The sequence below is a fragment of the Pseudomonas sp. HLS-6 genome, from assembly GCF_002753995.1.
Lineage (GTDB): Bacteria > Pseudomonadota > Gammaproteobacteria > Pseudomonadales > Pseudomonadaceae > Aquipseudomonas > Aquipseudomonas defluvii.
On sequence record NZ_CP024478.1, the window covers coordinates 4326578 to 4339779 of the forward strand.

Genomic DNA, 13202 nt, shown 5'->3' on the forward strand with positions numbered 1-13202 from the left:
ACCGCCCTGCCCCGTAGAATCCGCAGCACGATTGAAGGAGCCTATGACATGCTGACGGTGATTTCCCCCGCCAAGACCCTCGACTACGAAACCCCGCCGGTGACCCAGCGTTTCACCCTGCCGCAGTACCTGGACGACTCACAGGTGCTGATTGCTCAGTTGCGGGACTTCACCCCGGCTCAAATCGCAGCGTTGATGCACCTGTCTGACAAACTGGCCGGGCTCAACGCCGCACGCTTCGGCAGCTGGACGCCCGATTTCACGCCGGCCAATGCCAAGCAGGCACTGCTGGCCTTCAAGGGCGATGTCTACACAGGCCTCGACGCCGAAAGCCTTGGCGAAGACGACTTCAGCTACGCCCAGGACCACCTGCGCATGCTCTCGGGCCTGTATGGCCTGCTGCGCCCGCTCGACCTGATGCAGCCGTACCGGCTGGAGATGGGCACCAAGCTGGCCAACGCCCGCGGCAAGGACTTGTATGCCTTCTGGGGTACGCGCATCAGCGAATGGCTGAACCAGGCGCTGGCCGATCAAGGCGATGACCTGCTGCTCAACCTGGCCAGCAACGAGTACTTCAGCGCGGTCAAGCGCAGCGCGCTGAATGCCCGTGTGATCAACACCGAATTTCGCGACCAGAAAAACGGCCAGTACAAGATCATCAGTTTCTATGCCAAAAAAGCCCGAGGCCTGATGAGCCGCTTCGTCATCCAGGAACGCATCGACAATCCTGACCGGCTGAAGCAGTTCGATGTGCAGGGCTACTACTACAGTGCCGAGCAGTCCAAGCCGGACAACCTGGTGTTCCTGCGCGATCATCCGGTCGACTGAAGGCAATCGCCGGTAAGCCGCCCGCCGCTTGGTCGAGTGCCGTTTTATCGCTACGATGGTGATATCACGCACTCAAGGCAGCCCCCTATGCTTATCGGCGTCGTCCTGATCCTGTCCTGGCTGATCCTGCTGCTACGCTACCCAGCCAAGGCCCTGCCCATCTCCATGGCCGCGGTGTTCGGCCTCGGCCTGGTCGGCCTGTGGGTGCTCTGGCAGGACAACCGTGAGGCGGCTCAACTGGCACACCTGGACATGCGCCTGAGCTACGCGCCCGAGCATTGCCCGGCCGACCGGCCGTTGCAGGTCAAACTGACCAACACCAACCCGCAACCCCTGGTGGAGCTGCGCTGGCGGATTGCCGCGTATGCCCCGGGCGATCAGGTCAATCTGGCGGAAAACACCTACTCGGCACCGCGTTATCGCGGCCCGGGTGACCTGCAGGCCGGCGCCAGTTGGGAAGCCTGCTTGCCATTACCGCCGCTGCGCTCTGGCTATCGCCCGCAAACGCTGGAGTTTCGCGCCGAACACCTGCAGGGCCGCTTCGCGGATTGAGCCCTGGGGTACGCCTGCGCCCTGCTTGATGACGTATGATCCGAGGCTCATCTACCGCCAAGGATCGTCCTATGCCCACCGTTCTGATCACCGGATGCTCCAGCGGCATTGGTCTCGCCTTGGCCGAAGCGTTCCAGTCAGCAGGCTTCGATGTCTGGGCCAGTGCGCGCAAACCCGAGGATGTCGCCCGCCTGCAGGCCATCGGGCTTACCGCACGGCAACTGGATGTCAATGATGAAGCCGGCCTTGCAACACTGGCGGCAGAGCTGGAGCAGCGCGGCAACGGCCTCGACGTGTTGATCAACAACGCCGGATACGGTGCCATGGGGCCGCTGCTCGACGGCGGCGTCGAGGCGATACGTCGCCAGTTTGAAACCAACGTATTCGCCGTGGTCGGCGTAACCCGCGCCTTGTTTCCGGCACTGCGACGAGCACGTGGCCTGGTGGTGAACATTGGCAGCGTCTCGGGTGTGCTGGTTACGCCGTTCGCCGGCGCCTACTGCGCCTCCAAAGCGGCCGTGCATGCCTTGAGCGACGCCCTGCGCCTGGAGCTGGCGCCCTTCGGTATACGGGTGATGGAAGTGCAGCCTGGTGCAATTGCTTCCAGCTTTGCCAGCAATGCCGGGCGCGAAGCCGAACAGTTGTTGCACGAAGAATCGCCGTGGTGGCCGCTGCGCGAAGGCATTCGCGCCCGCGCCCGTGCCTCGCAGGACAAACCGACCCCCACCAGTGAGTTTGCCCAAGGCCTGCTGAAGGCAGTGCAGCAAGCAAAGCCCGCACCCCTGGTGCGCCTGGGCAATGGCAGCCGCGCACTCCCCCTGCTACAGGCATTGCTACCCCATGGGCTGCAGCAGTGGGTGCTGAAAAAACGCTTTGGTCTCAACCGCAGCCTCTGAACCCGTCAGGGCATTCGGCGCGCGGCCAACGCAGGTCATTGCGCCTCGGATTTACCCTGTTTGACCACCACCGTGCAGGTGGTACCCGCCGCCAGCAGGAAGCCTTCCGGTACTTCGTCGATGTGGATACGTACCGGTACCCGTTGAGCCAGGCGAACCCAGTTGAACGTCGGGTTGACGTCGGCGATCAACTCGCGGCTTTCCGGGTTGTCACGGTCGTAGATACCCCGCGAAATACTCTCCACATGCCCCTTGAGCACTTCACCACTCATCATCTGCAAGTCGGCCTGGTCACCGACACGCACATGCGGCAACTTGGTTTCCTCGAAGAAGCCGTAGACCCAGAAGGAGTTCTTGTCGACCACGGCCATTTTCGCCTCACCGGTACGCGCATAGTCGCCGCGATGAACGTTGAGGTTGGTGACGTAACCGTCGACAGTGGCCAGGATCCGCGTGCGCTTGAGGTTCAGCTCGGCGGCCGCCAGTTGCGCCTGGGCATGCTGGTAATCAGCCATGGCCGAGTTGGCGATGTTGCTGGCGTCGTCACGGTTTTCCTTGGAGATCACCAGGTTGTCCATGTCAGCCCGGCGGCTGGCATTGACCTTGCGCATCTCCCAGGTGGCCTTGCGCGAAGCGACGAGCGCTTGGGCCTGCTTGACCTCCAACTCGTAGTGCTCAGGGTCGATCTGCATCAACAGATCGCCCTTCTTTACCAGTTGGTTGTCACGCACCGGCACATCGACCACATAACCAGGCACGTCGGCGGCAACGTTGATGATGTCGGCACGCACCCGGCCATCGCGGGTCCAGGGCGTGTTCATGTACTGGACCCAGAGCTGCCGGCCGATCACCACGGCGGCGGCCAGTACAAGCAGGGTGGCGATCAGGCTGAAAAACTTTTTCATCAACAAGGTCTCAACGGTAGACAGTCAGCGCCATGGCGCCAAAAAGGCAGATGAACAGGCACAAGCGCAGCAACGCCGGGTGCCAGAAAAAGCGGTAGCCGTCATAGCCGGCGATAAAGCGATCCAGGCCCCACGCCAGCAGGGCAGCGATCAGGAACATCAAGGTCATGGTGGGCATGTAAATGCCATGGAAGGCAATTTCACGGGGCATCGGGCAGTCCTTTCACCGGAGCCAGTTCGGCCAGCGGCGATTGCGGGTCAAGCAGGGAAGTACGGATGAAGTGCAGGTAACTCTGCACCCGGCGCAAGGCCGACGTGTCGAAGTGCCGGGCAAACGGCTCATCGGTTGCCTGGACGCGGCTGATGGCATGGTCCACCGCCACCAGTGCACGCTCATGGTTGCTCGCCGAAGGCTGCAGGAACAATCGCGCCAGCGCCCGGCCCATCACCCTGATCGCCTGGCGCCAGGGTTGCGACTCGGCATAACACGGATGCACCGGCAGAACGGCCTGCTCCTTGCGCAACTCGATGATCGAATGACCCACCTCCAGCACCACGAACATCCAGCGCAGCAGCGAGCTCTGCACCAGTGGCTTGCCGGCCGCCAGACCGTAGGCCTGGTGCAGCAGGTCACGGGTACGGCTCTCGAACGCCGAGCCCAGGCCGCGCAGGCGCCCGGTAATCGCAAACAGCACCTGGCCACGCAGGTCCTGCTCCAGTCGGCTCCACAACCAGCGGCTGTTCGGCGGCAGGATGATCGCCCCGGCCGCAGCGCAGACCAACATGCCGATCACCATGGCGATGTAGTCGTTGATGAAGTTGTAGGGGTTGTAGACCGTCATGTTGTCCGGTACTGAACCGGTGGAAAAGAAGATCAACAGGCCCACCCCAACCCCGAAATAGGCCGGGCGAGACGAGAGGAACGCACCGAGGATGTACACCGGTGCCAGTACCATGCAGAGCAACGGGAAACCATCAATCCAGGGGTACACGAAGAACATTTCGAAGAAGCCGATCAAGGCTCCCAGCAAGGTGCCGCATGCCATCTGGAACGACATCCGCTTGGGGTTCGGCGTGGCCGCCGACAGGCCCACGGTAGCTGCCGCGATCAGGGTCATCATCGCCCCGCTGGGCCAGGCCGTGATGATCCAGTAGCTGCCCAGCACCAGCAGGATGAACGAAGCACGTACGCCTGCAGCAAGCGAGACCAGCCAGTTGGTCTGGGCCACATACGGCTCATCCCACTGCTCACGTGCATGGCTGTGATCAGCCAAGGACGCGTGGGTCAGGGCATAGCTGTGCATATCGTCGACAAAACGGTAGAGCAGTTCGTAGGCGGTATGGAAGTCGAGCAGGTCGGCGTCGCTTGGCGAGCTCTCGACAAAGGCCGCGCGCAAACTGCGCACCCGCTCCGGCAAACCCTCCTTGTAGATCGCCAGTTGCTGGGCCAGGCGCGCCGCGTCGGCGTCGGTCAGACCGCGCCCGGCGTAACTGTCGAGCAGTTCGGCGAGCGCATTCAGGCCGGGCTCGATGGCCGTGACGATCTGCAATGGCCCGCGCAGACGCAAGCGCTCAAGCAACTGGTGCAGGGCGTTGAAACGCGTGGTGATGGCCATGAACTCACTGTTCAAGCGGCCCAGGCGACCACTGCGCCGGCGCATGTGCGGGTCTTCAAAGGCGGTGACGCTACGCAGGCTTTCCAGGCCCACCGCTTCGGCGATGAAACGCACGTTGCTGCTCTCGAAACGCTCGCGCTGGCTTTCGCCACGCAAACCTTCGGCAACGAACCCGGCAAACACCCCAAAACGCTGGTACAGGGCGTTGCGCATCGAGGCACTGGCCGATTGCGGCAGGATCGCCGCACTGACCAGAGTCGACACCAGAATACCCAAGGAAATTTCCAGCACCCGCCACACCGCCGCCATGAAAGCGCCGTCGGGGTTGGCCAGTGCCGGCAGGCCAACCATCGCAGCGGTGTAACCGGCCAGCACAAAACCATAAGAACGGAAGGTCCGATAACGCATGGCACCCGCCGAGCAGATACCCACCCACACGGCCAGGCTCGGCAGAAACAGCTCGGTGTTCTGCGGGAAGATGGCAATCAACGCCACCATCATCGACGATCCGGCCAACGTGCCCAGGAAGCGATAAAAACTCTTGGCAAACACATGGCCGCTCTGCGGCTGCATGACGATGAACACCGTGATCATCGCCGTACGCGGCTGCGGCAGCTCCAGGCGCATGGCCAGCCACAGGGTGAGGAACGCAGCGCACAGGACCTTGAAGATGTAGACCCAGGTTACCCCGTCGCTACGCGCCCATTCAAAGAACCCACGGCGCCACTCCAGCGACGCCAGCCAGCGAAACGGAAAGGTCACGGCATTCATTCGGCGTGGCTCGGTTTGTCGAAGATCGCCAAGGTTTTAGGGGTCTTCGGTGCGGCCTGGCGGTCTTCGTCCGGTACGTCGTTACCCGCTCCCAGACCACCACCCAGTGCCGTCACCAGCTCGGCATGGGCCATCAGGCGCGCCGCCTGGACCTGCTGCTGGATCTGCTGCTGGCGGAACAGCAGGGTTTGCGCGTTCAGCACATTGAGGTAGTCGGTCAGGCCACGCTGGAACGCCACCATGGCGATGTCATAGGTCTTCTGCGCCGAGGCCACCGACTCTGCGGCAAAATGCTGCTGCTCGTTCATCGACTCGCGGCGAATCAACTGATCAGAGATCCCCTTGAGCGCTTCGACCACGGTCTGGTTGTAACGGGCCACCGCGATGTCGTAACCCGCCGAAGCCACACCCAGTTGCGAACGCAGACGGCCACCATCAAACACCGGCAGGCTGATGGCCGGCCCGATGTTGTAGTTGAATTTCTTCCCGGTGAGGAACTCCATGGCCCCGCCACCGGTAGCCATGTAACCCAGGCTGCCGACCAGGTCGACGTTAGGGAAGAAACCGGCATGGGCGACATCAATGCCACGGGCCTGTGCGGCGACCTGCCAGCGGCTGGCAACCACGTCCGGACGCTGACCAACCAGCTCCGCCGGCAAGGCCGATGGCAGCTTGAGTGCAGCATTGAGCGACAAGGTAGGACGCTGCAGTTGTGCGCCCTCGCCCGGCCCTTTGCCTGCCAGCGCGGCCAACTGGTTACGCGCCAGGGCAATTTCTTCATGCAGCGCGTCCAACTGACGGTGGGTTTCCGGCAGTGGCGTCTGCGCCTGGCTGACTTCGAAGTGAGTGCCGATGCCACCGGCCAAACGTCGTTCGGCCAGGGCCAGGATCTGCTCCTGCTGTTCCAGGGTGGCCTTGACGATGTCGTACTGGGCGAAGTACAGCGACAACTGGATGTACACCCGCACAATGTTGTTCTGCAGCTCAAGCTGGGCCTGGCGGGCCTGCGCAGCACTCATGTGGGCCATGTCCACGGCCTGCTCGCTGGCATTGCGCTCGCGGCCCCAGAGGTCCAGCGCGTAGCTGAAGCCCAACGCCGCGTTGTTGTCCCAGGTGTTGCTGCCCGACAAGGCGCCAGGGCCATAGAACTGGTCTTCCGGCCAGTTATGACGCTTGATCGTCGAGACCCCGTTGACCTGCAGTTTCTCGGCCGACTCGATGATACCCGCCATGGACTTGGCTTCACGGACACGTGCAGCCGCCATGGCCATGGTAGGGCTGTCCTTGACGGCCAGGGCGATCCAGCGGTCGAGCTGCGGGTCACCATAGGCATGCCACCATTGCTGGTCGGGCCAATGGGCATCGCGAGCGGCCTCGCGGATCGCCTCGTCGGTGGTCAGGGTATTGGCTTGCAGCGTCTTGCTTTCCGGGGCAATGCCCCAGGTCCCGATACAGCCGCTCAAGGTCAAGCTAAAGGCACAGACACTGAGCGCATTCAACGCTCTGATGATGCGACGCGGCACAGCTGCGAATTCCCGACATAGAAGGTGGATGACGCTTGGAGAACGCAATTCTAGGGGGCGACAGCACTGGCGATAAGCGTGTATTACTGCGAATCTTTGTTACGAAAACGGTGATAATCCGGCTTTAGTCTGAAGACCAACACTGTAACTTCGTGTCACAATTTGTCGTCTACTTTGAGAGCGACCCATGGACACCCTGCAAAATATGCGTGCATTCAGTTGTGTGGCCCAGGTTGGCAGTTTTACTGCCGCTGCCGTTCAACTGGATACGACCACCGCGAACGTCTCGCGGGCGGTTTCCAACCTAGAAGCGCACCTGCAAACACGTCTTCTCAACCGCACCACCCGGCGAATCGCCCTGACCGAAGCCGGCAAGCGCTACCTGATGCGCTGCGAGCAGATCCTCACGTATGTCGAGGAAGCCGAAGCCGAGGCCAGCGATGCCCACTCTCGACCGGCTGGCCAGTTGAAAGTGCACTCGATGACAGGCGTAGGGCAGCACTTCGTCATTGATGCCATCTCCCGCTACCGCGAGACCCACCCGGACGTCACCTTTGACCTGACGATGGCCAACCGCGTGCCGGACCTGCTGGATGAAGGCTATGACGTGTCCATCGTACTGGCCAGCGAGCTGCCGGACTCAGGCTTTGTCTCGCAGCGTCTGGGGATTACCTACAGCATTTGCTGTGCCTCGCCGGACTACGTGAAACGCAAAGGTGGCGCGCAAAAGCCCTCCGACCTGCTCGGTCACTCTTGCCTGCGCATGGTCAGCCCGGTGATTCCACTGGAAAAGTGGCTGTTCGACGGCCCTGAAGGCCAGGAAGTGGTCAACATCACCCAGGCGCCATTCCAGGTAAACTCGGCCGACGCCATGAAGACCGCCATCCGCAGCGGCATGGGCATTGGTGTACTGCCGATTTACTCGGCAATCGACGGCCTGCGTGATGGCTCGCTGGTACGGGTGATGCCGGACTACCGTCTGCAGGAGCTGAACCTGTACGCGATCTACCCGTCGCGCCAGTACCTGGATGCCAAGATCAAGACCTGGGTCGAGTACCTGCGCAGCTCGCTGCCGGAAATCCTCGCGGCCCACGAAGCCGACCTGAAGACCCACCAGCTGCGCATCGCGACGTAAAACCTGCTGCACGATCGGGGTCGAGAATGATAGCGTGCTACCCAATAGCCGCTTCATTCTTGACCGCCAGCAGAGATTTCACCGATGAAAAAGACTGTCCTTGCCTTCAGCCGCATCACCCCGCCGATGGTCGAGCGCCTGCAGCAGACGTTCAACGTGATTGTGCCGAACCCCAAGCTCGGCGATATCAGCGCACAGTTCAACGAAGCACTGCCCGAGGCCCACGGTCTGATCGGCGCCGGGCGCAAGCTGGGCGAGGCACAACTGGCAACCGCAGCCAAGCTTGAGGTGGTCTCCAGTGTTTCGGTAGGTTATGACAACTATGACCTGGCCTACTTCAACCAACGCGGCATCGCCCTGACCAACACCCCCGATGTGCTGACCGAGAGCACCGCTGACCTGGGCTTTGCCCTGATCATGGGGGCTGCCCGCCGGGTGGCCGAACTGGACGCCTGGACCAAGGCCGGGCAATGGCAGGCCACCGTGGGCCCGGCGCACTTTGGCAGCGATGTCTTCGGCAAAACCCTCGGTATCGTCGGCATGGGCAACATTGGTGCCGCCATCGCCCGCCGTGGCCGCCTGGGCTTCAACATGCCCGTGCTGTACAGCGGCAACAGCCGCAAACCGGCACTGGAGCAGGAGCTCGGCGCACAATACTGCAGCCTGGAACACCTGCTGGCCGACGCCGACTTCGTCTGCCTGGTCGTACCGCTCACAACCCAGACACAGCACCTGATCGGCCAGCGTGAGCTGCAACTGATGAAGCCCAGTGCCTTCCTGATCAACGTCTCCCGTGGCCCCGTGGTAGACGAAGCGGCACTGGTTCAAGCCCTGCAGAACGGCACCATTCGCGGCGCCGGCCTGGACGTTTATGAGAAGGAACCGCTGAGCGAGTCGCCGCTGTTCCAGCTCAAGAATGCCGTTACCCTGCCCCATGTCGGCTCGGCTACTGCCGAAACCCGCGAAGCCATGGCCAACCGCGCCATCGACAACCTGTGCAGCGCCTTGAACGGCGAACGCCCACGTGACCTGGTCAATCCGCAGGTCTGGAAGTAAGCAACTACAGGCGCTGAGCCAGGGTGCCGAAGGGCACCCGAGGCTTGGGCTTGCGGAACACCAGCACGTTACCGAGCATCACCAGCAACAGGCCGAACAACGCAGGCGGCGTCCATTGATAGCCTTCGACGAACGCCGAAACGTTCAGCGCCACCAGCGGGAACAGTACCGTGCAGTACGCAGCACGCTCCGGTCCCATGCGCCCGACCAGGGTCAGGTAAGCGGTAAAGCCAATCACCGAGCCCGGAATCACCAGGTACAGCAGCGAGCCGATGTAACGCGTGTTCCACTCCATGGCGAAGGGAATGCCGCTGATCAGGCAATACACTGCCAGCATCGTGGCCCCGTAGAACATGCCCCACGCGTTGGTCGTCATCGGTTTCAGGCCGGCTTTCTGCTGCAGGCTGGAGAGCATGTTGCCCGCCGAGAAGCACAAGGTGCCGAGCAAGGCGAGCGCCAGGCCGATCAGGGTTTCACGGCTGGCGGCATGCCCCGACAGTTCTGGCCAGAACAACAGCGCCAACCCTAACAACCCCAGCGCACCACCGCCCATGACGTTGGCCGCGATCCGCTGCCCGAAGAACACCCGGGCGTTGAGCGCGTTCCACAGGGTCGCCGTGGAGAACACCACGGCAATCAGGCCGCTGGGAATCCACTGACTGGCCGTCAGGAAGCACATGAAGTTCACGCAGAACAGGCACAGCCCCTGCGCCAGACAAAGGCCATGAGCCCGCCGGTTCATCGGTTGCAAACGGCGGCTGACCAGCAGAATGGCGAACAGCAGCAAGGCGGCCAAGGCAAAGCGGTAGACAATCGATACCGGGATCGCAACCACGCCCAGTTGCAGTTTCAGGGCAATCCAGGTGGTGCCCCAGATCACAACGGTCAACAGGTACAAGAACAGGTTCATGACAAAGCTCCTCTGAACTGAGGTGCAGTGTCTGCCCAGAGCACTGGGCCGGGCTTGCACAAACTTGCGCTTTTCCATCGCCACCTGCTGTGTGCTGTGGTGGACAGCGGTAGGATGGCCACAGAGGTAACCACCATGACACCGCTGGACACACTGCAAGTCTTCAACGCCCTGCATGATTCACCCAACACCCGCCTGGAACACAGCGCGCAACTGGGTGACGGCATGGTAGCGGCCTTGTGGAACAATCAAGACGACGCCCGCGATTATCAGGCGCCCAGCCATCACACCCTGTCGTGCTACATCGACGGCGGCACGGGCACGTTTCGCCGCGAACGGCCCTCTGCCAAGGGAGGCCCGGACAAGCTGTGCATTCTTCCAGCCGGGCATGACTCGAACTGGGTGATCAACGGCAAGATCCGCCTGGTACACCTGTACATCACCCAGGAACAATTCGCCCTGGAGTGCGTGCGCCTGTTGGACCGTGAGCCGCGAGAGCTGCAACTGCAAGAGAACACCTTTCTGGATGATCCCGAGCAGGCCCGACGCTTTCGCCAACTGATCGCCCTGGACTGGGACGAACCTGCCGAGCGCCTGCTGACCAGCAGCCTGGCCCATGAACTGGTCAGCCATGCCCTGCTCAACCAGGTCGGCTTGCGCCAGGGGGTAAGGCTCAAAGGTGGCCTGGCGCCGCACCAACGCCGGCAGTTGGCCGACTTTATCGAGCAGCACCTCGACCAGCCGATCAGCCTGGGTGAACTGGCCACCCTGTGCAACCTGTCCGAGTACCATTTCGCACGCATGTTCCGCACCAGCTTTGGGCTGCCACCGCACCAGTACCTGCTGGCCCGGCGCCTGGCCAAGGCACGCCAACTGCTACGTTTCAGTGACCTGCCCATGCTCCAGGTGGCCCTGCTCTGCGGCTTTGCCAGCGCCAGCCACTTCAGTAACCGCTTCCGTCAGGCCCTCGGCGCAACACCGGGCGAGTACCGTCAGGCACTGCGCAGCTAACCCCGTTTCGTCGCCCTTCGGTCAGAACGACAGGTCCATACCGACGGTGTAGCGACGCCCGTCCAGAACCGTTTGATACTCGGCGTAATCCACTTCCTTGTTGAAAACGTTGTACACACCCGCCAGCAGCTTGAGGTTCTTGGTCACCTTGTAGGTGCCGCCAACATCGACAAAGGTGTAGGACGGCGTGCCGTCAGACATCGTGGTACGCCCCAGATAGTCGGAGGTCTTGCCTCGGTAGTTCAGGCGCGTCCAAGTGCCCAACTGATCGGTGTTCTGCCAGTCCAGAGTGGCGTTGAACATGTGCCGGGGCATCTGGTTCAACGCCTTGCCCTTGAGCGCCCCGCTCTTCTGCTCGGAATCGGTGAAGGTGTAGTTGGTCGCCAATGTCAGGCGCTGGGTAATGGCCCAGTCCAGAGTGGCCTCGACGCCACGCATCTGCGCCTCATCGACGTTCACCCGATCACTGATGAACTTGTACGAAGTACCAGCGATCTGGCACTGCCCAGACGCATTGCCCGTGCTGTCGGTGCAACGACGCTGCTCGGTGATCTTGTCCTTGAAGTCGGTGTTGAACACCGTCAGGCCGGTCGAGAAGCCCTCCAGGTTGTCCCAAATGAAACCGATCTCCTGGCTGACGCTTTCCTCCGGCTTCAGTGCCGAATTGCCGACGATAATCGCCGGATCGCCACCACCGCCGGTAATCTGGCCCCAATCGTCAACAGCTGCACGGATGTCCGGCGAACGGTAGCCGGTGGACACACCACCCTTGATCGTCCACTGCTCGGTCGGGTGATACACCCCATACAGGCGTGGCGACCAATGTGTGCCGTAGTTCTCGTCACGGTCCATGCGCAGGCCGCCGGTCAGGGCGAACTGATCGGTCAGACGCCACTCGTCTTCGGCGAACAACGCCCAGGACCAGCGGGTAAGCTGGTTGAGGGTAGCCGCCGAGGCAAGCTGGTTGCCTTGATCACTCAGGTCTTCGTACTTGTACTGACCGCCGAAGGTCGTGGTGTGCGAGTCGCTGTAGAACGACGCCTGGGAGTTGAGCACCGTGTTCTCCAGCTCCATCTTGCGGCCGGGGTTCTCGATTTTCTCCCGCTGCAGGTAGCTGTCGGTGGTGACGCTCTCCCAGCGGCCCGAGTGGCTCACAGAGAAATGCGTACGGTCGTAATCGTTCTGTGAGGAAGAAGAACGCGCCGAGCGGCCCAGGGTGGCATTGCGTTCCTGTTCGGATTTTCCGGCTTCAACGGTGATGTCGTTGTTCGTGTCCGGGGTGAACGACAGTTTGGCCGTGGCACTGTCGGTACTCTGCTCATTGAAGCCGTTGACGATGTGGTCCTCGTCACGGCGTGAGCGCTGCCCGTACAACTGCAGGCCCACCAGGTTCTCCACCAAAGGCCCGGAAATGAACGCGCTGGTGCTGGAGTAGTCCCCGGAATCGGAGCGGTCCTGGAACGTCGTCTCGGTGCGAACGCCACCGTACCACTGTGGCGTGACCTTGCGCGTGATGATGTTGATCACACCGCCCATGGCGTCGGAACCATACAACGACGACATCGGCCCACGCACCACCTCGATTCGCTCGATAGCTTCCAGCGGTGGCATCCAGCCCTGCTCGATCCCGGCACCATCACTGTTGGGACGCGTAGCGCGCGAGTCCTGGCGTTTGCCATCTACCAGCATCAAGGTGTACTTCGAGGCCATGCCACGAATACTGATGTCACTGGAACTGCCACCACCAGTTACCACCACACCCGGCACATCACGCAGCGCATCGGTGACATCACGGTAGGACTTGTTCTCGATCTGCTCACGGGAAATGACCGAAATCGACGCCGGGGCATCCTTGATCTGCTGGGAAAAACCGGAGGCGGTCACCACCATGTTGTCCAACTCCAGAGGCTGGCTCTGGGCCGAAGCCTGGGCGGTATAAAGCGAACACAAGGCGAGTGCAAGGCAGGACTTGGTGAAGCTGGGGGACATGGTGAACCTC

At 61.9% G+C, this 13202-nt stretch carries 12 protein-coding genes; 6 read left to right on the top strand and 6 right to left on the bottom strand.

Annotated elements, in window-relative coordinates; translation table 11 throughout:
- The first annotated feature begins 48 nt into the window (after positions 1 to 48).
- From yaaA to CS390_RS20315, 3 genes are all read left to right on the top strand, one after another.
- A complete protein-coding gene (gene yaaA, locus CS390_RS20305; RefSeq protein ID WP_065758775.1) occupies positions 49 to 828 on the top strand; it encodes a peroxide stress protein YaaA in 780 nt (259 codons plus the stop codon).
- A gap of 87 nt (positions 829 to 915) precedes the next feature.
- Complete coding sequence (locus CS390_RS20310) at positions 916 to 1380, top strand: multidrug transporter (RefSeq protein ID WP_065758776.1); 465 nt, start codon at positions 916 to 918, stop codon at positions 1378 to 1380.
- 71 nt (positions 1381 to 1451) lie between these two features.
- Positions 1452 to 2276: an SDR family oxidoreductase gene (locus CS390_RS20315; RefSeq protein ID WP_099775746.1), complete on the top strand. Its 825-nt coding sequence runs from the start codon at positions 1452 to 1454 to the stop codon at positions 2274 to 2276.
- 35 nt (positions 2277 to 2311) lie between these two features.
- Here the strand turns inward: CS390_RS20315 and CS390_RS20320 are convergent, their stop codons facing one another.
- From CS390_RS20320 to CS390_RS20335, 4 genes are read right to left on the bottom strand one after another with little or no spacing between them, the layout of a single operon-like run.
- The gene (locus CS390_RS20320) at positions 2312 to 3181 is read right to left on the bottom strand and encodes an HlyD family secretion protein (RefSeq protein ID WP_099775747.1); all 870 of its coding nucleotides are present in this window, start codon (positions 3179 to 3181) and stop codon (positions 2312 to 2314) included.
- Positions 3182 to 3191: 10 nt separating this feature from the next.
- Positions 3192 to 3392, bottom strand: coding sequence for a DUF1656 domain-containing protein (locus CS390_RS20325; protein WP_065758779.1), 201 nt, complete (start codon positions 3390 to 3392; stop codon positions 3192 to 3194).
- Positions 3382 to 5568 carry an FUSC family protein gene (locus CS390_RS20330; RefSeq protein ID WP_065758780.1) on the bottom strand — a complete coding sequence of 729 codons (2187 nt, stop codon included), beginning with the start codon at positions 5566 to 5568 and terminating at the stop codon, positions 3382 to 3384. The genes CS390_RS20325 and CS390_RS20330 overlap by 11 nt, the downstream gene beginning before the upstream one ends.
- Entirely contained in the window at positions 5565 to 7091 is a 1527-nt protein-coding gene (locus tag CS390_RS20335; protein ID WP_099775748.1) for an efflux transporter outer membrane subunit, read from the bottom strand. Before CS390_RS20335 ends, CS390_RS20330 begins: the two co-directional genes overlap by 4 nt.
- Positions 7092 to 7278: 187 nt before the next feature.
- On the opposite strand from CS390_RS20335, the gene CS390_RS20340 reads away from it, so the two are divergent.
- Both CS390_RS20340 and CS390_RS20345 read left to right on the top strand, forming a co-directional pair.
- The gene (locus tag CS390_RS20340) at positions 7279 to 8226 is read left to right on the top strand and encodes a LysR family transcriptional regulator (protein ID WP_099775749.1); all 948 of its coding nucleotides are present in this window, start codon (positions 7279 to 7281) and stop codon (positions 8224 to 8226) included.
- 84 nt (positions 8227 to 8310) lie between these two features.
- Positions 8311 to 9282 carry a D-glycerate dehydrogenase gene (locus CS390_RS20345; protein ID WP_099775750.1) on the top strand — a complete coding sequence of 324 codons (972 nt, stop codon included), beginning with the start codon at positions 8311 to 8313 and terminating at the stop codon, positions 9280 to 9282.
- A 4-nt stretch (positions 9283 to 9286) separates the two neighbouring features.
- Here the strand turns inward: CS390_RS20345 and CS390_RS20350 are convergent, their stop codons facing one another.
- Positions 9287 to 10192 (bottom strand): DMT family transporter, encoded by a 906-nt coding sequence (locus tag CS390_RS20350; protein ID WP_099775751.1) that lies wholly within the window; start codon positions 10190 to 10192, stop codon positions 9287 to 9289.
- Positions 10193 to 10327: 135 nt separating this feature from the next.
- On the opposite strand from CS390_RS20350, the gene CS390_RS20355 reads away from it, so the two are divergent.
- Positions 10328 to 11203 carry a helix-turn-helix domain-containing protein gene (locus tag CS390_RS20355; protein WP_065758834.1) on the top strand — a complete coding sequence of 292 codons (876 nt, stop codon included), beginning with the start codon at positions 10328 to 10330 and terminating at the stop codon, positions 11201 to 11203.
- A gap of 21 nt (positions 11204 to 11224) precedes the next feature.
- Here CS390_RS20355 and CS390_RS20360 read toward each other — a convergent pair whose 3' ends face one another.
- Positions 11225 to 13192 (bottom strand): ligand-gated channel protein, encoded by a 1968-nt coding sequence (locus tag CS390_RS20360; RefSeq protein WP_099775752.1) that lies wholly within the window; start codon positions 13190 to 13192, stop codon positions 11225 to 11227.
- Positions 13193 to 13202 lie beyond the last annotated feature (10 nt).

Coding starts and splice junctions, on each gene's coding strand:
- yaaA (WP_065758775.1), top strand. CDS start 49: ATGCTGACGGTGATTTCCCCCGCCAAGACCCTCGACTACGAAACCCCG.
- CS390_RS20310 (WP_065758776.1), top strand. CDS start 916: ATGCTTATCGGCGTCGTCCTGATCCTGTCCTGGCTGATCCTGCTGCTA.
- CS390_RS20315 (WP_099775746.1), top strand. CDS start 1,452: ATGCCCACCGTTCTGATCACCGGATGCTCCAGCGGCATTGGTCTCGCC.
- CS390_RS20320 (WP_099775747.1), bottom strand. CDS start 3,181: ATGAAAAAGTTTTTCAGCCTGATCGCCACCCTGCTTGTACTGGCCGCC.
- CS390_RS20325 (WP_065758779.1), bottom strand. CDS start 3,392: ATGCCCCGTGAAATTGCCTTCCATGGCATTTACATGCCCACCATGACC.
- CS390_RS20330 (WP_065758780.1), bottom strand. CDS start 5,568: ATGAATGCCGTGACCTTTCCGTTTCGCTGGCTGGCGTCGCTGGAGTGG.
- CS390_RS20340 (WP_099775749.1), top strand. CDS start 7,279: ATGGACACCCTGCAAAATATGCGTGCATTCAGTTGTGTGGCCCAGGTT.
- CS390_RS20345 (WP_099775750.1), top strand. CDS start 8,311: ATGAAAAAGACTGTCCTTGCCTTCAGCCGCATCACCCCGCCGATGGTC.
- CS390_RS20350 (WP_099775751.1), bottom strand. CDS start 10,192: ATGAACCTGTTCTTGTACCTGTTGACCGTTGTGATCTGGGGCACCACC.
- CS390_RS20355 (WP_065758834.1), top strand. CDS start 10,328: ATGACACCGCTGGACACACTGCAAGTCTTCAACGCCCTGCATGATTCA.
- CS390_RS20360 (WP_099775752.1), bottom strand. CDS start 13,192: ATGTCCCCCAGCTTCACCAAGTCCTGCCTTGCACTCGCCTTGTGTTCG.